The sequence below is a fragment of the Flavobacterium azizsancarii genome (genome assembly GCF_027980145.1).
GTDB lineage: Bacteria > Bacteroidota > Bacteroidia > Flavobacteriales > Flavobacteriaceae > Flavobacterium > Flavobacterium azizsancarii.
The window spans coordinates 16,039-37,967 of the sequence record NZ_JAMZNK010000050.1; the positions used below are offsets into that span (position 1 = coordinate 16,039).

The following is a 21,929-nucleotide window of genomic DNA, read 5'->3' on the forward strand; positions in this document are numbered from 1 at the left end:
ATTTTATAAACGATAACTAATTCAAACGTTATCGTAAAACTATCAAACATGACAAACCTTAAAAAACCATGAAAAAAAACAATCAGATTACTAACTTTATTAACACTCCTTTATGATGATGAAAAAATATATTTATAAATTATTCCTTCTTGGAATGATTTTATCGGGGAGCATTTTACACGCTCAAACAGTAAAAGGTGTTGTTTCGGATGATAACGGTCCGATGCCACAAGTTAATATTAGCGTAAAAGGAACTTCCAATTATGCTACAACAGATTTTGACGGTAATTATACCATTAATAATGTAGCTGCTAATGCTATTTTAATTTTTAGCTATATAGGATATCAAACACAGGAAGCTGCTCTAGCGGGTAAAAATGAATTAAATATTACCCTTTTAACAGATTCTAACGCATTAAATGAAGTTATTGTCGTAGGATACACGAGCGAAAAGAAATCTTCAATAACGGGTGCAGTAGCTACTGTAGATATGGCTGAATTATCCCGAACAAAAGTAGCCGACGTTGGCCAGGCTTTGCAAGGACAAATTGCAGGTGTATCTGTTTCTGCGAATACAGGCGCTCCCGGAGACGGACTTAAAATACGTATTAGAGGCGAAGGTACACTTGGAAACAATGAAGTACTATATGTTGTAGATGGTGTTCCTACCCGCGATATTTCTTTTCTGAATATGTCTGATGTAAAATCAATGACGGTATTAAAAGATGCTGCTGCTACAGCTATTTACGGATCCAGATCTGCCGGAGGTGTTGTTATTATAACAACCAAAAGTGGTGTAAAAGGAAAATCAAGTATTGATGTTGAATATTTTTCTGGAATTAACTATGCCACAAATCTTCCAAAAATGTTAAATGGAGATCAATATATGACCATAATGGATCAGGCCTGGCACAACTCTAACAATAATCCAGCCAATGCAATAAGCCCTTATAGTGCAGATAGAGCAAATGGAAAAGTAAATGGTATAGCATTGTCAGATACAGATTGGTTAAAAGAATTATTCACCACAGGAAAAACAGACAATTTTCAAATTTCGTTTAGCGGAGGTTCTGAGAAAACGCAATATTTAATATCCGGTGGCTATTTTGGTCAAGATGGTATTGTAGTAGGAAACAAGGATACTTATAAACGTATTAATTTTAGGGCTAATATTAATTCTGAAATTACTGATCGCTTTAGAGTGGGCACAAACATTCAGGTTACTGGTACCAAACAAGATAAAATGTCATCTAGCGGTGATGCTCCGGGAGTTATTAGACATGCTTTATTACGCCCATCTGTTTTAGGAGTTTACAAAAGCGTAAATGATCCTACATATAAAGCAAATGATCCTTATACTGATTTGCCTTTCTATCTGAACAACGATCCTAATGGAGGCTGGAGCCGTAATTATGAGCTGACATCTAACCCTATTGCAATAGTAAATTATACAGATGATGTTCGATCAGCTTATAAAACTTTTGGAAATGTATATGCCGAATATGCTTTCTTATCTGACAAATCATTAAAATTCAGAAGTAATGTTGGTGCAGAAATCATTTTTGATCATAATAAGGCATTTGGAGAAAATTTTGGTGACGATAACGATAATGATCCAAATGAATTATATCCCGGACAAGGCAGACAAAACAGGCCTTCAAGCTTAAACGAAAACAGAGGTCAAGCAACAACTTTTACGTTTACAAATACGTTAAACTATACTAAAACTCTTGCTGAGAAACACAATATCAACGCATTATTAGGAACTGAAAATATAAGTTATGACCAATCTGCTATAGGCGGAAGCAGAACGAACTACAACAACACTACCGATCCTTTCCGATATCTTGATTACGGAAGTGATACTAATAAAAACAGTTCCGGATCTGCTCAAAGCTGGAATCTGATTTCCTTTTTTGCATCTGCCAATTACGGATACAACAATAAGTATTTTGTTTCGGGTACTTTAAGAGCCGATGGTTCTTCTCGATTTGGACCTAATAACAAATGGGGTTATTTTCCTTCTGTTTCAGGAGGCTGGGTAATGTCTAAAGAAAAATTCATGGAAAATGCAAAATGGATTTCTAACCTGAAATGGAGAGCCAGCTGGGGACAATCCGGTAATCAGGAAATCCCTAATAATGCTTATGAAACCCTTGTCACAGAAACAGGCGGTATTATAAATGTAGTTCGTTACGGTAATCCGGATCTAAAATGGGAAACGACGACACAAACCAACTTTGGTCTTGATATGAGTGTGTTGAATGGTAAACTGACTTTCTCTGCCGATTATTTTGACAAAACAACCGATGATATTTTATTAACTGTAGGTTTACCTTCCTCAACTGTGGGACAAATAAACAGAACTTTTGTTAATGCAGGAATTGTAACTAATAAAGGTTTTGAATTTGGGGTTAACTTTCAAAACAACGATAACGAATTTAAATATGGAATAAATGGAAACATTGCCAGCTTAAAAAATAATGTTGAACAATTGCAGCAATATGTTACAGAGATTACTGATGAAAAAACGCACACTAAAACTGTAGTTGGACAGCCTATCAGTTCATATTATGGACTTAAATTTGATGGTATTTATCAAAATACGGCAGAAATAGCTTCTACTCTATACTCAAATTCAAACGGTGCAAAACCTGGAGATATAAAGTTTAAAGACGTAAACGGAGACGGCCAGATTAATGCTGATGACAGAACATTCATAGGAAGTCCAATTCCAAAAATAACTTACGGATTTTCATTTAATGCTTCATACAAAAGATTTGACATGTCATTTCTTTTTCAGGGAGTTTCTGGTGTAGATCGTTACAATGATTTAAAGCAAATTTTAGATTACGACAGCCGTCCTTTCAACTCTACAACATCAGTATTAGGTGCATGGAACGGAGAAGGTACAAGTAACACAATTCCTCGTAACACGATGAATGATAACGGAGGAAGTCAGGTTTCGAGCGTTTTTGTTGAAGATGCTTCTTATTTACGATTAAAAAATCTTGAAATTGGATATACGTTTGATTCTAAAATCATTGGAGGTACCTATTTAAGAATGTATGTGTCAGGTCAAAACTTATTGACATGGACAAAATACACTGGTTTAGATCCTGAATCTACTTCGTTCATAGATCAGGGAACTTACCCTCAGTCAACTTCAATACTACTAGGTTTAAAATTTAAAATTTAATAAACGAACCATGAAAAACACATATATAACAGCGATCATGATTTCGCTACTAACATTAACAAGCTGTCAGGACGAACTTACCACAGAACCTATTGGCGCGATAACGCTGGACCAGGCAAATTCTAAACCAACATTAGCTTCTGTAGAAAGTTCTGTAACTTCTTCTTACGATATGTTATCCAATAAATTGAATCAATTGGCAGACTGGGATTGGAATGGTGGTTTGGTCTTTCAAAATGATATTATAATAGATGACGTAGCATCTGATGATATGGAAAAAAAATGGTCGCCAGACGGAGATCAGCCATGGATAGATGAAATCAACAATTTCACTTTTACTTCGACCAACGGAGGACCAAACGGATTGTGGAAATACGCTTATGAAGGTATAAAAAGAACCAATATTGCATTGAATTTTCTGTTAAATCCAGATATCGAATCGATTACCGGAATTACTACTCAAAGAAAAAACCAATTGATAGGCGAAGCTTATTTTTTACGTTCTTACTATTATTTTTCGTTAGTAACTAATTTTGGTGATGTGCCTTTAATTCTGGCTCCTATAAAAACCTATCAGGAAGCTTTTGATAAAGCAGTCAGAGCACCAAAAGAAACTGTATGGAGTCAAATTAAAACCGATTTAGAAGCTGCAAAAACACTTTTGCCAAATGCTAAATATTCATCAGGCACAGAAAAATGGAGAGTTTCTAAAGGAGCAGTTATTGCGCTTCTTGCAAAAACTGCGCTTTATAATAAAGACTGGGCAGGTGTGACAACCTTAGTATCAGAATTAGAAACAACAGGCTTTTATAGCTTAGATGCTAATTATTTTGATAACTTTAGTATGAATACTGAATATACAGACAACGAAGTTATTTTCTCTTACAACCACATTAAACAAGCTGATCCAAGAAAAGGAAATGGAATTTGTGCACCTCTTGGATGGGGATTTTTTGCACCAAGCACCAATTTTCTAGCTTCATTTGAACCTAATGATCCTAGAAAACTATATACTGTAAATGCTCCTGAACAATGGATTAACAAGCTTTTAGGAACAACAAATGGCGGTAATAAAGGTGATGATGACGCTCCAAACAATAAAGTGTTCATTCGTTATGCCGATGTTTTACTTTGGAAAGCAGAAGCTCTTAACGAAACTAATGATTATCCGGGTGCTATTAGTATAATCAATCAAATTAGAGCAAGAGCAAGAAATACTGTAACAACGGTTACAATTAGAGTTCAGGATCCGGCTTTTCCTGCTGATCCAAACAAAACGATTACAGTTACCACTGTAGGACCTCCTCCTCCGGGAGGAACATTAATAGACAGACCAAATTCCAGCGATAAAGCTACTGTAAAAGGTTGGCTTATTTCAGAAAGGAGAGCAGAACTAGGTTTTGAAAGTCATAGAATGAGTGATTTAAAAAGATGGGGAATTGCTAAAGAAGTAATGACTGCTAACGGAAAAGTATTTTTAGACAAACATATGCTGTATCCAATTCCGCAATCAGAAATAGATGCCTCAGCCGGACTTTTAAAACAAAATCCAGGATATTAACATAAATTAAAATTCAATTAAATCTTAATTATGAAAAAAAAAATAATCACACCAGTTTTTACAATTCTATTTTTATTATCGTGTACGAATGATCACAACAATACAACACAAGAAATGGATTTTACAAAAGATATTGCGAAAGAATGGTATAATTCAAAATTTAAAAAATCTATTGAATGGAATGAAAACAATGAAAGTGACAACATGGTTCCAGATTGGAATAATGCAACATTTCGCAAATTAGACGGTTTAGAAGTTATTGAATTTCCTTTGGTTCAAAAAGACGCCAAAATTAAATCTTCTGACTCAAAAGAATTAAATACTCTTATGAAAATTGCATTCATAAAAACTGCCAATGATAGCATAGTTGCCCGCAAGTTCTATTATGTGGCAGAAACAAATTATTTCAATAGTAAACAACTTCAAAAAAAGGAAAATAGTCTAGAAATATATAATAATAATTTCAAAGGCTTATTAATTACTAAGAAATGGAATAATCAGATTTTGTCTTATAAAAAAATAGATAAAAATTTCATTGGAGTACTTGAATTACCGGTAGATTTCAAAAACACTAGAAAAACTAATCAATTGGCAAGTGGGGTGCCAACTAGTGAAGATCCTTCCTATTATATTCAACTTAATAGTGTTGATATAATAGGTGGTAAAAGACGATATTTTTACTATTTTAATCCTATTACATTTAAAACTGACCTTTACAAAGAATCATATTTTAATAACAATACTTATCAGCAAAATGGATATTATTATCCTTTAACTACCAATAGCACACCTGCTGCAGTTGTAAGTACTGCACAATATATCGAATCTACTATAATTTCCTCAGCACTTGACCCATGCAAAAATACAGTATTGCAAAAATTAAAAAATACTTCAGACATAGATATAGCAAATTTATTTACAGTTTTAGGAGCAACTACAAAAATTAAAGTAACATTCATCAATGCATATCCTTTAGATGATAAAAGTCAACTATCGGGAGCTGTAGCGTCAACAGCAAGAACAAATAAAGAAACACCATATGACTATACCATTAGGATGAACCCCGATTATACTCACAATAATTTATCCATAGCGACTGTTATGTTGCATGAGTTAGTACATGCTTATTTTTTGAGTTTTACTGACAATCCATCAAAAACGAATAGTTTCCCTTTGGATAATTATCCCATACTGTTTCAAGCATATTGTGACAAGCGTTATCCCCCTAAAAACGGAGAGTCGCCAAGCTTACATCATGCCGAAATGGCAAATAGCTATGTGCAAGCTATGGGGAAAGCTTTACAAGAATTTCAAACAGGGCAACCAGCCGTTAATGGTATCCCAGATCAATTATATCTAGATTTAGCTTGGGCAGGGTTACGTGACACACCAATTTATGAACAAACATATCCTTTAGGAAGCCCAGAAAGGGATAGAATAGAAAACAGGTATTATGCTGAAATTAGGAATGGTTATTCTGGAGGATATTATCCAATTGGCACAAAATGTAATTAACATTATAAAAATGTAAAACTGTTTTCTTATTTTTTGATTGCAAAAATTATATATCAAATTAGTTTGACAATCAAAAACTAATGACAAATTAAGAATCAGGTTGGTTAACTATTTTCAATTTATGAAGACCTAACAAGTAAATAACTTTACATCTATTAACCTTAAAATATGACAAAAAAGATAATTATACTACTAATTAGTATCGGATTATTTTCGAGCTGTGCTATTACTAAAAGAGATAAATTCAACGCCGTAAATGATTATTTAGATTCGGTTATAGCAGATTCCGAAGAGATAATGATTATTCATGAAAAAATGTCTCCAGATTTGGCTATAATAATGCTTTATGGACATGATTTTTGGACTGAATATCCTGATACTACTTTTGTAATAAGAGAGAATGGAATTCATAGTCAGGTTTTAGAAAATGGAAAATGGGTCGATTTATTCGATAAAAAAGATTGGCTAAACATGAAAAAAAAATATGGTGATAAAATAGAAACTTCAACAGGAGATAATGGTTATTGGCAGTTAGAAGATTTTAGACATAACAATATTGTTTTTGAGAAACGTAATGTTTTTTTTAAAAATCTAACCTCTTATTATTTTGATCAACCTCGTAAAAAAGTATTTGAATTTTCATTTCCCATAAGTTACAAAAAAAAATATTTAGTTTTTAGTGTAACTGCAAAAACTACTCATTCTACAGGTCGTGCCATAATTAACCTAACTGTCGTTATGGAAAAGCTCAATGGCAAATGGATTGTTGTAGACAGCGCAGGCCCAAGTTATTTTGATTAAAAGCTCAATACAAATAATATTCTGATACAACTATTGTAATAAGAAAGCCAGAGAGTTAACCACAAACTATTTAAAAAAAAATAATTTACATGAAAGATATAGCAAAACGTTTCGCAGATAACCCATTATTATCACCTAAAGATATTCCTGCAAGCATAGAAGGACTGGAAATTACTTGCCTTTTAAATCCCGGAGTATTTCAATATGAAAACAAAACCTGGCTAGTAGTACGAGTAGCCGAAAGACCAAAGCAAAAGGACAATATCATTTCTTTTCCCATATTAACAGAAACTGGTGCTATCAAAATCATTGAGATTCCTAAAGAAGATCCTGAATTAATAGCAACCGATGCAAGAGTAATTAACTACAAAGGCGTTGATTATTTAACAACATTATCGCACCTACGCCTATTGTGTAGCGAAGACGGACATAACTTTTACGAACCTGAAAATTATCCAGCTTTAGTTGGTGAAGGTATGTTGGAAACATTCGGAATAGAAGATTGTCGTGTTGCCTTGATTGAAGGAACGTATTATCTAACCTTTACTTCTGTATCTGATAATGGTGTTGGCGTTGGTTTGCGTACCACAACCGATTGGAAAAACTTCAAAAAACATGGAATGATATTACCGGCACACAATAAAGATTGTGCCATTTTTGAAGAAAAAATAAACGGATTATTCTATGCCTTACACCGACCAAGCAGCGTAGATATTGGCGGTAATTATATCTGGTTAGCTTCTTCTCCTGATGGTGTTCACTGGGGAAATCACCATTGCATCATAAAAACAAGAAAAGGACTTTGGGACAGTAAACGAGTTGGTGCCGGAGCAGCACCAATAAAAACAGACAAAGGCTGGTTAGAAATTTATCATGGAGCCAATGAAAATCATCAGTATTGCCTGGGTGCTTTTCTAATGGACCTGAAAGATCCATCAAAAGTAATCGCAAGAACCGAAGAACCTATAATGGTTCCTACTACAGAATACGAATTAAGCGGATTTTTTGGAAACGTAGTGTTTACCAATGGTCATATTGTAGAACCAGACGGAGATACGCTTACCATTTATTACGGAGCTTCGGATGAATTTGTTTGTGGTGCTCAATTTTCGATCAAAGAGATTCTTTTACTTTTAAAAAATAACTAATGTTCAAAAAACTTATATCAGAAATTGACCATTTTAAAAGCCAAACCCATAATTTCCGTATACTGATTTTCACAAACTTAGTTTATGCACTGGTATTGCCTGTAATCGACATATTTGTCGCTGCATATATCATGAGGAATTCTAATGATACCTCTAAGGTTGTTATTTATCAATTGGCTATTTATACCGGGATTCCGCTTACATTCTTATTAAATGGTTTCTTGTTGAAACATTTCAATATCCGAAAACTATATTCAATCGGAATGATGCTTAGCGGTGTTTCTATGATTATCATGATGTCATTAAAAACGTTGGATCTAACCGGAATTGGTGTTGCCGGAATCACTATGGGGCTTTCTTTTGGTTTGTATTGGTCTAATCGTGATTACCTTGCATTGGCCATTACAAATGATGAAAATCGTAATTATTATTACGGACTGGAAACCTTTATTTACACCATAATCGCTATTGCGATACCTGCAACAATTGGTTGGTTTATTCAATCAAAGACAGGTGAAATCGAAAAACATCAAGCCTATGTAATAATCACCGGAATCGTTTTTCTGATTACAATTGTAGCATCAATAGTTTGTTTTAGAGGTAAATTCGAAAATCCTGCACAAAAACAGTACATCTTTTTCAAATTTCATCCCTTATGGTATAAACTATTATCATTGGCAACCTTCAAAGGTTTAGCGCAAGGATTTTTGGTTACAGCTCCTGCAATGCTTATTTTTAAAATATTAGGAGAAGAAGGCGCACTAGGACAAGCACAATCTATTGGCGCAATTTTGGCTGCCATCATTATCTATTTTATTGGCCGTTTCTCAAAACCATCAGATAGAATCAAAACGTTTTCAGTAGGTTTAATTTTATTTGCTTTGGGAGCATGTATCAACGGGATATTATTCGACAAAACAGGAGTAATTATCTTTTTGTTATTATTGCTTATCGCAAAACCTTTAATGGATTTGGCCTACTTCCCTATTCAGTTAAAAGTAATTGATATTGTATCCCGCATAGAAAAAAGAGGTGAGTTTACTTATATCCTAAATCATGAAGCCGGTTTATATGTTGGCAGACTTTTAGGCGCAGGAACCTTTTTAGTATTATATTATTCTGTTTCTGAAGATTTTGCTTTGAGATATGCCATCGGAATTATTGCCTTATTACAACTGTGTTCCATTTTTATCAGCAAAAAAATTATCAAACAGGGAATCGATCTTTCACCGGAAGAAGTAACAGATCCAAAAGTTTTGGATGAGGTAGCAGTAAAATTGCTTTAATGCATTGAGTATGTAAAAACACAGACTATAATACATTTCTTTTACTATGTTTCTATGTGTTGAAATTAATTACACTCAATAGTTGCCCTAAAATAAAAATCAATAACTATGAATATATTTATAAAAATTACACTCTCGTGTCTTTTAGTACTAAGTTTAAGCACGACCGCACAAGTAAAACAACAAAATATTCCTCGTGTAGACCAAATGCCCAATCTACCACAACCCTTAAAAATCATCGATTATAAAAAACTTGCTTTAGATTTTGATAAAACTGTATATGATTTTAATGCCAAAGGCAAATATTGGCCAATGGTATGGATGGACGACAGCCAAAAAAACTTCCCACAAAAAGTAGTAGGATTGTATACCGCTGTTGCCGATGTAAGACAAGGACCCGATCATAACAACGGAATGTTTCATGAAGCACTTGCAACAATGGGCGCTACTCTAGGCGCCACTTTGGTGGGTATTGACAAAAATCAGCCAGATCGTAATTATGTTGGAATGCTTAAAAACTATTTCAATAAAGAAACCAACTGGAATATTATGATGAATAATACCTGCCCTGAAGTTGCTTTACTGGGCGGTGGTTATGGTCGTGACTGGTGGTATGACGTATATCCTAACCTTTTGTTCTTTGCGGTTTATGACAAATATCCTAACGAACCTGGTTTTACAGAAATAGCACGAACTATTGCCGATAAATTTTATGAAGCCGATGTAATTTTAAATGGAAATTATAATTATTCTTATTTCGATTATAATAAAATGACACCAATGACCAACAACATCTGTACACAACCAGATGCTGCTGCCGGACATGCCTGGGTTTTGTATATGGCGTATAAAAAATTTGGAGATGCTAAATATTTAAAAGGAGCAAAAAGCGCATTATCGGCATTAGAATCACAATCAAAAAATCCTACTTATGAAGTTTTGATGCCTTTTGGAGCTTATATGGCTGCAAGAATTAATGCAGAACAAGATGCAAAATACGACACAAACAAAATGCTCGATTGGTCTTTTGACGGAACACCAATCTGTCGTGAAGGTTGGGGCGCATTAGTAGGTAACTGGAACGGGATAGATATATCAGGAACTTTTGGCAGTACGGTAGATCACGGTGGTTACGGATTTCTGATGAATACTTACGACGCTGCATGGCCGTTAGTACCAATGGTTAGATACGATCAGTCCTATGCAACTGCAATAGGAAAATGGATGCTCAATGCTGCAAATGCTTCTCGTTTTTTCTACCCGCAATATATGCCAAAAGAACACCAGACCATTCCGGAACTTGCCGAAGTTACCAAAGGTGTAATTGGTTATGAAGGAATCATCAAACAATCAAGTTATAAAGAATACGAAAACCTAAAAGGTCCTGTAGCACAAGGTGACGGTCCGCTTTGGGTATTGGGAGAAAACCCTAAAGAATCTCAGTTTAGTGTATATGGAAGTGGACATGTAGGTATTTTTGGAAGTATTATCCGTGAAACCGATGTTAGCGGAATATTACAATTAGATCTATTGGCAACAGACTTTTTTAGTGATAAAGCCTATCCATCTTACTTATATTATAACCCCTATACAACAAGCAAAACCATTACTGTGAAAACGGAGAAAGGCAAAAAAGTAGATTTATACAATACCGTTTCAGGAAGTTTTGTAGCCCGAAATGTTACTTCATCGGCCAAAATCAATATCGCAGCGTTAGGTTCAGCTGTAATCGTTTGTGTTCCTGCCGGAGGAAAAATAACTCATTCAGGAGAAAAAATGCTGGTTGATGGTGTAGTTGTAGATTATAAATCAAAAGAGAAAAACTAAAGTCAATTTACAAGATTCCATTTTAGTATCCTGACAGGTTTTAAAAACCTGTTAGGTATTTCCACTTATATAAAATAGTAAAAACTATCTACGTCAAAGATTTTTTTTACGAACTACAAAACGAATTTATCAAACCTAAAATGTTATGAAATCGAATCTATTCAAAAGTATCTTCTTTTTTCTATTAATGATAAATGCAAATCCAACTTTTGCACAAACAACAGTAGAACAAAAATGGTGGAAGGAATCTGTTTTTTATCAAATCTATATGCCAAGCTATGCAGATAGCAATGGCGACGGATATGGCGATTTTAAAGGAATGACTCAAAAACTAGACTACTTAAAAGATTTGGGAATAAAAGGCATTTGGCTTACCCCCTTTCTGACTTCTCCAAAAGTAGATAACGGTTATGATATTGCAAATTATTATGAAGTTGATCCAACTTATGGCAGCAAAACCGATTTTGATACTTTTTTAAAAGAAGCCCATAAACGAGGTATTAAAGTAATTATAGATATGGTTTTTAATCATACTTCTACCGATAGCAAATGGTTTCAGGAATCCAGGAAATCAAAAGATAACCCTTATCGTGATTATTATGTCTGGAAAGACGAACCTAACAATTGGGAATCCTTTTTTGGTGGAACAGCCTGGGAAAAAGACAGCATAACCAATCAATATTACTATCATAAATTTGATAAAAGAATGGCCGATCTTAACTGGTCGAATCCAAAAGTCGTTTCTGAGATTCAAAATGTACTGCGTTTTTGGCTTGATGCCGGAGTAGATGGTTTTCGACTGGATGTAATTAATTTTCTAACTACAAACGGAATCACAAAAGAGAACCCAATAAAAGACGGAAAACAAGATCATATAAACGATATCGATCAGGAAGGGGTAAAAAATGCTATGCGTATTATAAAGTCTACTGTAAGCGAGTATCAAAACCGCTTTATTGTGGGAGAAATAGGAAGTGATAAAATCGAAGTTTTAAAACAATACCAATCTCAGGATTTACTAGATGTTGTTTTTAATTTCAATTTTGGAAGTATCAAAGAATTTTCGACTCAACGCATTTTTGATGAATTGAAAAGCATGGAGAAAAACATGAGTAATTATCCAACCTTATTCTTTGGAAGTCATGATATGCCAAGAATGATTGATCGATTAGCTAATGGTGATACAGACAGAGCCACGGCATTAGCAGCTTTGATTCTTACTGCCAAAGGAGTTCCGTTTATTTATTATGGCGAAGAAATTGGGATGCACAATATCATCGCTCAAAATATAGATGAAATGGTCGACATACAAGGAAGAACACATTATCAACTTGCACTTGATCAGGGCAAGAACAGTACCGAAGCACTTCTCGAAGGAAATGAACACAATCGCGACAAATCCCGTAGTCCGATGCAATGGAATGGAAATGCTTTTACAGGATTTTCTAACGCTAAAACCTGGATTAAAATTAATCCAGATTACAAGAAAACAAATGTGGCTGTAATGAAAGCGCAAAAAAACTCTATTCTTAATTCTTATAAAAAATTAATAACTTTACGAAACAACGAAAAGACGCTTCAATATGGTGATTATGAAAGCCTTGAACTTAAGGGAGATCAAATATCATTTACAAGATCCTTTCAAAAAGATAAAATTACTGTTATAATTAACTTTGGTTTAAAAACAGAAATAACAGTTCCGTCAGGCGCAACCTTATTAATGGGAAGCAAATTCTTAAAACCAAATAGCTTTATCATTTACAGAAACTAAAACAGCATTAAAATGAATTTCAATTTATCTCCAAATATAGAAAAAACAGCAGTTTTTGAACAAATTGCAACAGCTCTGCAAAAAGAAAACTTCACCATTATAAACCAAGATCAAACACGCCCTTGGGGAGGATTTTTCGTTATCGATGAATCACAAGCCGGAGCATTTGCTGAAAAATTCTTTCCGCATCTTGAAATGTCAGCCATTAAGATTACGAATAAATTGAGTCCGAAAATTCTAATTGTCGCGCCTCACAAACGATTATCATGGCAATATCACTTTCGCAGAGCCGAAATATGGAAGGTCCTTGACGGAATTGTAGGCGTTAAAACGAGTGCTACAGACGAAGAAGGAGAAATTCAGGAACTTGCTCCCGGGGCATTTATTAAATTAGAAAAAGGAGAACGTCATCGTTTAATTGGCCTAGAAACCTGGGGGATTGTAGCCGAAATTTGGCAGCATACCAATCCTGACAATCCATCTGATGAGGATGATATTGTTCGTGTTCAGGACGATTTTGGAAGATAAAATAATCTTTTTTTTAATAAGGTTTATTATCCTAACAGGTTTTTAAAACCTGTTAGGTATTTATATATAAATTTACAAGATCAGTTTGGAAGATAAATATCTACCAATCGTAAAATAAAAAAGCCTTGTTTTATGAACTGGAATTCACAAAACAAGGCTTTTTTATACTACAAGATTTTTTCTACTTTGTAGATATTATGATCAAACTATTAAATACCTAACAGGTTTTAAAAACCTGTTAGGATAACTATTTCAATTCATAAATAAATGATTCTGATGGAGCTATTCTAACTTTAGCACTACCCTCACCATTACTTACATTCAGTTTTATTTTATTCTGCAGATACAATTGATCTTTCAACTCATATTCCCCATCTTTCAAATTCCATTTTGAAATAATATCAGCAGGGATTTTCAATTCAAATTCACTCGTTTTTTCAGATGAAAAATTAGCTACAACAATCAACTTTTGATTTGCTGACCAACGTACATACGAATAAAGTAGTTCATCATAGCCAGCATTGTTCTGACGGTTTACAGATTGAATTTCCTGAAAGCTTCCCATTAACGCCGGGCTGTTAATCGAGAAGTTCAACAATCTCTTATAAAAATCACGCAGGTTTTTTTCTGAATCACAAAGTTGACCTCCGTCAAATTTCCCATCATTCATCCAACGCTGATGATTTGGAACACCAATATAATCAAATATAGAAGTTCTTGTAGGTTTCCCAAATCCAGCATTTTCATTTCCGGCCTCTCCTACTTCCTGTCCAAAATAAACCATTGTTGGTGAAGTGCTAATCGTGGTAGAAACGACCATTAAAGGTTTTCCGCGTTCCGGAGTTCCTGCAAAATCAGGACTTGCCAAGCGCTGTTCGTCATGATTGTCTAAAAAATGCAGCATATTATGTTCAATATCCGACATGCCTTTTTGAATCTCAGATAACCCATCAGGCGAAGATTTTCCGCGAATCACATCTTTCAACTTATCATAAGTCTCTACTTTATCATACAAATAATCCATTTTCCCCAAACGAATATAATTGCGGTATTCATTAGGATTATATACTTCTGCTAATAAAAAAGCTTTTGGATTTTCCGTTTTGATTGCAGAATTCATATAACTCCAGAATTCATACGGAACCATTTCGGCCATATCATAACGAAAACCATCAACCCCTTTTGCTGTCCAATACAAAGCGATCGATTTGAATTTCTTCCAGGAATCAGGCATATCTTTATCCTGCCAAAAAGCAAAATGCTCCTGATACGATTTCTGATCAAATCCAGCCGGAAGTTCAGGAAAATCTTTAGAACCATCCGGACGAATGCCGTAATTTACTTTTACAGTTTCATACCAGTCATTTTGATCCGGCTTTACTTTACGAGAACCATTTCCTGTCCATTTTGCAGGATTTTCATCAAATACGCCATCAACAAGCGGATTCTTTTCTCCGTTTAACGGAATATCATTGTCCGGAATTTCAAAATGATTGTTTGGTATATAATAAAAGTTATTATCGCGTTTGTATTCAACATTTACATCGTCATCAGCACCAAAATCTTTAACACCTTCGGGATTATTTTTTCCTTCATATTTTCTTGCAATATGATTGGGAACAATATCAATAATCAATTTCAAACCCGCTTTATGTGTACGATCAATCAAATCTTCAAATTCCTGTAATCTGTTTGCAGGATTTACTGCCAGATCCGGATTTACATTATAATAGTCTTTTACGGCATAAGGCGATCCTGCGCGGCCTTTTACAACTTCAGGATCATCATCAGAAATTCCGTATGCTTTATAATCTCCAACCAAAGCGTGATGCGGTACGCCAGTGTACCATATATAGGTAACACCTAAATCTTTTATTTCATGAAGTGCTTTATCTGTAAAATCATTAAATTTTCCAACACCGTTTTCTTCAATTGTTCCCCATGGTTTGTTTGTTGCAATTTTGTTTCCAAACAAACGGGTAAAAACCTGATAAACTACAATTTTCTTATCAGTAGTAACTTCTTCTTTTGCTGTATTCATTTTTAAATCTTTGGTTTTACATGCAGTAAAGAGCATGGTTGCAGCCATTCCTGCAACAAAAACTTTTTTATTTATCATATTCTTTTTATAAACTAATTCTTTTCTAAATTCAAAATCAAACGATTAATTTTAGAAACCATTTCCTAAATTTAGACTAATTTTTAAATGAAGAAGAAACTAAAATCAATTTTGTGCCCATTTCAGTATAAAAAACCAAACTATAACGAAAGAGTAACTGATTTTGTTGATAAATTAAAACTTGAACACAGGTTTCAAAATGCATTATTTTTTGATTTATAAATTAATCTTAATATCAGTAAAGGTTGTAACCTTTTTCATAAATTTGACAAAAATTTAATCCATTGAAGAAATCACTATTTTTCATATCCCATTGTTTGCTATTGTTAAGCGTTCAATTCATTTTTGCTCAAGCACCAAAGCCAAAAACAATTAATATTGAAAATGCTGATTTGGTAGAAGTCAATGAAGTCTTAGTACCTGACGGAATTTTATTGACCGGAAATGTAAAAGTAAATCATGACGGGATTGTATTAACGTGTAATAAGGCTTATGTTTTTAAGAAAGAAAACTATCTTAAAGCATTTGGAAATGTACAGTTAGTTCAAGGTGATACTTTATTCCTGAACAGTAAATATGCAGAATATAGCGGAAATTCAAAAAAAGCTTTTGCTACCGGTGATGCCGTTATGACTTCTCCAGATGCTACTTTACGAACAGATACTATCAATTTTGACAGAAACATCCAGCAGGTTTTTTACAATACAAAAGGTACAATCGTTAATAAAGACAATACTTTAGTTAGTAAATCAGGAAGGTATTTTGCTGAGGAGAAAAAATTTCAATTCCTGACAGCAGTTACCATTACAAATCCTAAATATGTTATAAAATCAAATCATTTAGATTATTATAGTAATTCAGGACACACCTATTTATTTGGTCCCTCAACAATTACAAGTGAGGCCAATTATATTTATACAGAAAAAGGATTCTACGATACAAAGAAAAACCTGGCGCATTTTTTAAGGAAGTCCTACATAAAATACGATGACCGCCTTATAGAAGGAGATAGTTTGTATTACAATCGAAATATAGAATTTGCATCGGCAACCAGAAATGTAAAAATTACAGACTCCATTAATCGCGGAATTGTAAAGGGGCATTATGCTGAGATTTTCAAACTAAAAGATTCGATGTTTGTCACTAAAAGAGCTGTAGCCATAAATCTTGTAGAAAAAGATTCTGTTTATATTCATGGCCAAAAACTAATGGTAACCGGAAAAGAAGGCGAAAGAATTTTAAGAGCTTTTAAGAATGTTCGTTTTTACAAAATAGATATGAGCGGTAAATGCGACTCCATACATTCAAATTCGAAAACTGCTTTGACAAAATTAATTGGGAATCCAATCCTATGGAATGGCGAAAGCCAGATTACCGGGGATCTTATGCATTTAATTGGCGATAATACAACCAAGAAACTAGATTCCTTAAGAGTAATCAACAACACTTTTATAGTCTCGCGGGATACGCTCGGCACCGGTTATAATCAGGTCAAGGGGCTAAATTTATTCGGAAAATTCAAAGATGGAAAATTACATGATGTTGATGTCATAAAAAACACTGAGGTCGTCTATTATATGCGGAACGATAATAACGAACTTATTGGAATCAATAAAAACGTAAGCAGTAAAATCAATCTTATCCTGGAAAACAATGATATCGAAACCATTACTTTTTTTAATAAAGTAGATGGCGATATTTACCCTGAAGCAGATTTACCTGAAAATGCGCGTAAACTAAAAGGCTTACGCTGGCGTGGAGACGAGCGAATAAAATCGAAAGATGATATTTTTACCGCCGAAGACAATGAACTCAACGACAAATTAGTACAAGAAGGAAAAGATCAGGAAGCTAAAGACAAAGATACCCCGATGAAAGTCAGGAAAGAAACTTTGGATTACGACAAAAAGAAACCCGCTGTTAAAACAAGTACTACGAAAGCAAGCACTACTGCTAAGACTAAGAAATAGTTTTCAGTCGCAGTTTTCAGTTTAATTGCTTTACCTTAAAATTAGTCGCAGTCTCAGTTCTCTGCCTATAAAACTCTGCGCGCTTTGCATTTTAATAATACAAACTTGATTTAAAACTTAGTGAACTTTGCATAAAACTTTACGATCTTTGCAGATAAATTCAGTCATAGTCTCAGTTTTCATTCAACTTGAAACATGAAACCTGAAACTTTTAAAACAAATAACAGTGAATCCAGATTTTATAAAATACCAGGCACAGACTTCTCCTTACCCACTGGGAATGGAGGTTTCACATGCTATTGGCTCCTATATTTACGACACAAACGATAAAAAATATTTAGATTTTGTTGCTGGTGTTTCTGCTTGTACACTCGGACATCAACACCCAAGAGTCAATCAGGCCATTAAAGATCAGTTAGACAAGTATTCGCATGTTATGGTTTACGGCGAATATTCGCAAAGTCCGGCAGTTCAATATTGCAAATTACTGGCTTCGCTCCTGCCGGAATCTCTAAACAAAACCTATTTGGTCAATTCAGGAACAGAAGCAATCGAAGGCGCACTAAAATTAGCAAAAAGAACAACAGGACGCAGTCAGCTTATTTCTTGCCATAATGCCTATCACGGCAACACAATGGGTTCAATGAGCGTTATGGGATTCGAAGAACGCAAACAAGCTTTTCGTCCTTTACTTCCTGATGTTGATTTTATCACCTTTAATAACGAAGAAGATCTTCAAAAAATAACCACCAGAACAGCTGCAATACTTTTAGAAACTATTCAGGGTGGTGCAGGATTCATTCAGCCGGAAAATAACTACCTGCAAAAAGTCCGCAAACGCTGCGATGAAGTTGGCGCTATGATGATCGTCGACGAAATTCAACCAGGATTTGGACGTACAGGTAAACTATTTGGTTTTCAAAACTATGACGTCGTTCCGGATATTGTTGTAATGGGAAAAGGAATGGGTGGCGGAATGCCTGTTGGAGCTTTTACCGCAGCAGCAGAAAAAATGGATCTTCTGACCGAAAATCCTAAACTGGGGCACATTACTACTTTTGGAGGTCATCCTGTCATTGCGTCAGCTTGTTTGGCTACTTTGCAGGAATTAACTGAAACAAATTTAATGCAGGATGCCTTAGATAAAGAAAAACTCTTCAGATCGCTTTTGGTACATCCTTTGATAAAGGAAGTTAGAGGAAAAGGATTAATGCTTGCCGCAATGACCGAAACTGCCGAAATAACAAACGAAGTTATTTTAAACTGTCAGGACAAAGGGCTCATTTTATTCTGGTTGCTGTTTGAAGGATGCGCCATACGAATAACACCACCATTAACCATTTCTGAAGAAGAAATAAAAGAAGGTTGTGCCATAATTTTAAATGTTATGGATGAAATCATGAAAAAAGAACAATAAAAATAATCAGGAGCTATTTCCTGCTGTTCGCTAAATCTTTTATTTTTTAAAGAAAAAAAACAAAAGGATATCGCTACCATCAGGGCTAGGACTCCGGGTTAAAAATATTTTTAGAATAATAATAAAATTTAATCTTTTACAAATCAAAAGATTACAACTTAAAACAGAATAGAAATTCTGTCCATATTGTTAATTAAATTGTTCACAACAATTAATTCCCCTTCCTCACAACAATAATATGGTTGCCTAAATTTATAACAGGCTAATTTCAAATAAAGACAGTATGCAATTAAGCAACGAAGAAGAAGATTATAACCTATCCCTATCCAAATTTGAGTCTATGTTAAAAACTAACAAAGTACTCTTTTTTGACTCTGAAGAATTCGAAGAAATTATTCTTCATTATTTAGACATAGGTAAGGCTAATTTAGCAAAGAAGGCCTTGAAACTTGCATTAGACCAACACCCAAAATCTACGGGCTTAAAATTAGTACAAGTAGAAATGTTGGTTTACGACGACAAACTAGAGATCGCCGAGAAACTCCTGAATGAGTTATATGCAATCGAACCTAACAACGAGGAAATTTACATCCAAAAAGCTAATATCTGTTCTAAGAGAGACCAACACGAAAAAGCAGTAGAATTGCTTAAAATTGCTTTGCAATATACAGACGATTACGCTGACGTGTACAACTTGATTGGAATGGAATATCTTTTTATGGATAATCTCGAGATGGCAAAAGAAAGTTTTATCAAATGTCTTGAAGAAGACTTAGAAGATCAGTCTGCCTTATATAACGTGGTGTATTGTTTTGAATTTTTAGATCAAAATCAGGAAGCCATTGTATATCTAAACGAATACATCAATAAAAATCCCTATAGTGAAATCGCATGGCATCAGCTTGGACGTTTGCACTATGGCGTAAAAGAATACGAAAATGCGATTCGTGCTTTTGATTATGCAACCCTGATCGACGATGAGTTTTTAGGTGCTTTCATGGAAAAAGCAAAAGCTTACGAACGTCTCAAAAAATACAACGAAGCAATAGAAAGCTATAACCGTACTATCGAGTTAGACGACGCAACTTCTTATGCATTATTGCGCATTGGAAAATGCTACGAAAAACTGGGAAATACGGCAAAAGCACTTCAATATTACAATCAAACAGTACACGAAGATCCGCTTTTGGACAAAGGATGGATTGCCATTACTGATTTTTATGTTCGTCAGAAAAACTTTCAAAAAGCATTGTTCTTTGTCAATAAGGCATTAGCAATTGACAATCAGAATCGTTTGTACTGGAAACGTTATGCAACCATTAACAAACAAATGAACTTTTTTGAAGAGGCTGAGTTTGGCTATAGAAAAGCAGTAGAATTTGGAGATTATGCGTTAGAAACCTGGTTGTTTTGGGTAGATATTCTTCAGTTTTTAGGTGAATTCGAAAGTGCTATTCAAACATTATTACAAGCTTCAGAATATTTTCCGGAAGAAAATGAAATCGAATATCGCTTGGCAGGATTGTATTTTATGATTCAGGACAATACCAAAGCCAAATTTCATTTGAGCAATGGTTTGCGTTTAAACTTTGAAAATTATATCTTAATCGAAGATTTATTTCCCGTAGTCTGGTCAAAAAAAATGGTTAAAAATTACATTGAAAAACATAGAAAACAATAATGATTGATACTTTAAGAAGACGTTTTGGCTTGTTAGGCCGTAATATTAGTTACTCATTTTCAAAAGGATATTTTACAGAAAAATTTAGCGATGAAGTTTTTGCCGGCAACAGCTACGAAAACTTTGACATTTCTGAAATTAATTATTTTACTGAATTAGTAAAAAACAATCCGGATTTAAAAGGTTTAAATGTTACGATTCCGTATAAAGAACAAGTTATACCATTCTTAGATAAACTTTCAAAAAAAGCAGCCTTAATTGGCGCCGTAAATACCATTAAATTTACGAAAAACGGAAAATTAAAAGGTTACAATACTGATTACTATGGTTTCAAAAAATCATTAGAACCTTTATTAGAGCCTCATCATAAAAAAGCACTTATCCTTGGTACTGGCGGTGCATCAAAAGGTGTAGCTTTTGCTCTTGATGAACTTGGTATACCTTATACTTTTGTTTCAAGAGAAGCGAAAGAAAACATTATTGATTATAACCTGATCAACGCAACTACTTTTGATAACTTTAAAATTATTATCAATTGTACGCCCGTTGGCACAAGCCCTAATACAGAAGCTTGTCCTGATCTTCCCTATGAGTTTTTTACTGACAAACACATTGCTTACGATCTCATTTATAATCCGGCAGAAACTCAGTTTTTAAAAAATGCAAAAGAAAAAGGTGCCGTTATAAAAAACGGTTACGATATGCTTATTTTTCAAGCAGAAAAAGCCTGGAAAATCTGGAATAAATAAAAAAAAACAAACATGTTCAAAACAGTCGTAATTTACTAATTACGGCTGTTTTGCGTTTTAAGCATTACCTGCACAATTTCAAGAAAGCCCAGAAATAGGATCCTATCAAACAAATGTATAAACCCAAAATTTTATTCCTCTTTCTTCTTAACACAATCCTTACTGGATATTCCGCTGCAAAGGTCGCCACGATTCCGCTACAAAGTACACCACCCATTCCGCTTCAAAGTACGCCACGATTCCGCTGCAAAGGTCGCCACTTATTCCGACGCAAAGTACGCCACTTTACTTCTGATTTAAGAGTTGTAAAGGACTGACATTCCGACACAAAGCACACCACCTTTCTCAAGTCCATTA

15 protein-coding genes are annotated in these 21,929 nt (G+C 34.3%); 14 read left to right on the forward strand and 1 reads right to left on the reverse strand.

The features are described 5' to 3' along the window. The first annotated feature begins 112 nt into the window (after positions 1-112). The 9 genes from NJT12_RS21055 (at position 113) to NJT12_RS21095 (ending at position 13,636) form a co-directional block, all read left to right on the forward strand. Positions 113-3,199 carry a SusC/RagA family TonB-linked outer membrane protein gene (locus NJT12_RS21055; protein WP_271338024.1) on the forward strand — a complete coding sequence of 1,029 codons (3,087 nt, stop codon included), beginning with the start codon at positions 113-115 and terminating at the stop codon, positions 3,197-3,199. 10 nt (positions 3,200-3,209) lie between these two features. Then, positions 3,210-4,760: a RagB/SusD family nutrient uptake outer membrane protein gene (locus NJT12_RS21060; protein WP_271338026.1), complete on the forward strand. Its 1,551-nt coding sequence runs from the start codon at positions 3,210-3,212 to the stop codon at positions 4,758-4,760. A gap of 30 nt (positions 4,761-4,790) precedes the next feature. Next, complete coding sequence (locus NJT12_RS21065; protein ID WP_271338028.1) at positions 4,791-6,275, forward strand: hypothetical protein; 1,485 nt, start codon at positions 4,791-4,793, stop codon at positions 6,273-6,275. 168 nt (positions 6,276-6,443) lie between these two features. Next, entirely contained in the window at positions 6,444-7,076 is a 633-nt protein-coding gene (locus NJT12_RS21070; protein WP_271338030.1) for a hypothetical protein, read from the forward strand. A gap of 89 nt (positions 7,077-7,165) precedes the next feature. Next, on the forward strand, positions 7,166-8,224 hold the full coding sequence (locus NJT12_RS21075; RefSeq protein WP_271338032.1) for a glycoside hydrolase family 130 protein: 1,059 nt from the start codon (positions 7,166-7,168) through the stop codon (positions 8,222-8,224). Further along, entirely contained in the window at positions 8,224-9,510 is a 1,287-nt protein-coding gene (locus NJT12_RS21080; protein WP_271338034.1) for an MFS transporter, read from the forward strand. The genes NJT12_RS21075 and NJT12_RS21080 overlap by 1 nt, the downstream gene beginning before the upstream one ends. Positions 9,511-9,618: 108 nt before the next feature. After that, on the forward strand, positions 9,619-11,337 hold the full coding sequence (locus NJT12_RS21085) for a glycoside hydrolase family protein (RefSeq protein WP_271338035.1): 1,719 nt from the start codon (positions 9,619-9,621) through the stop codon (positions 11,335-11,337). Between the two features lie 145 nt (positions 11,338-11,482). Then, a complete protein-coding gene (locus NJT12_RS21090) occupies positions 11,483-13,108 on the forward strand; it encodes an alpha-glucosidase (RefSeq protein ID WP_271338037.1) in 1,626 nt (541 codons plus the stop codon). Positions 13,109-13,120: 12 nt separating this feature from the next. Continuing rightward, positions 13,121-13,636 carry a cupin domain-containing protein gene (locus tag NJT12_RS21095; RefSeq protein ID WP_271338039.1) on the forward strand — a complete coding sequence of 172 codons (516 nt, stop codon included), beginning with the start codon at positions 13,121-13,123 and terminating at the stop codon, positions 13,634-13,636. A gap of 247 nt (positions 13,637-13,883) precedes the next feature. On the opposite strand, the gene NJT12_RS21100 is transcribed toward NJT12_RS21095, so the two are convergent. Beyond that, complete coding sequence (locus tag NJT12_RS21100) at positions 13,884-15,755, reverse strand: alpha-amylase family glycosyl hydrolase (protein ID WP_271338041.1); 1,872 nt, start codon at positions 15,753-15,755, stop codon at positions 13,884-13,886. Positions 15,756-15,842: 87 nt separating this feature from the next. On the opposite strand from NJT12_RS21100, the gene NJT12_RS21105 reads away from it, so the two are divergent. The 5 genes from NJT12_RS21105 (at position 15,843) to NJT12_RS21125 (ending at position 21,572) form a co-directional block, all read left to right on the forward strand. After that, entirely contained in the window at positions 15,843-15,977 is a 135-nt protein-coding gene (locus NJT12_RS21105; RefSeq protein WP_271338043.1) for a hypothetical protein, read from the forward strand. Between the two features lie 62 nt (positions 15,978-16,039). Further along, a complete protein-coding gene (locus NJT12_RS21110) occupies positions 16,040-17,725 on the forward strand; it encodes an OstA-like protein (protein WP_414655402.1) in 1,686 nt (561 codons plus the stop codon). A gap of 226 nt (positions 17,726-17,951) precedes the next feature. Further along, complete coding sequence (locus tag NJT12_RS21115; RefSeq protein ID WP_271338045.1) at positions 17,952-19,142, forward strand: aspartate aminotransferase family protein; 1,191 nt, start codon at positions 17,952-17,954, stop codon at positions 19,140-19,142. Positions 19,143-19,425: 283 nt separating this feature from the next. Continuing rightward, positions 19,426-20,823 carry a tetratricopeptide repeat protein gene (locus NJT12_RS21120; protein ID WP_271338047.1) on the forward strand — a complete coding sequence of 466 codons (1,398 nt, stop codon included), beginning with the start codon at positions 19,426-19,428 and terminating at the stop codon, positions 20,821-20,823. Continuing rightward, entirely contained in the window at positions 20,823-21,572 is a 750-nt protein-coding gene (locus NJT12_RS21125) for a shikimate dehydrogenase family protein (RefSeq protein WP_271338049.1), read from the forward strand. Before NJT12_RS21120 ends, NJT12_RS21125 begins: the two co-directional genes overlap by 1 nt. The last annotated feature ends 357 nt before the right edge of the window (positions 21,573-21,929 follow it).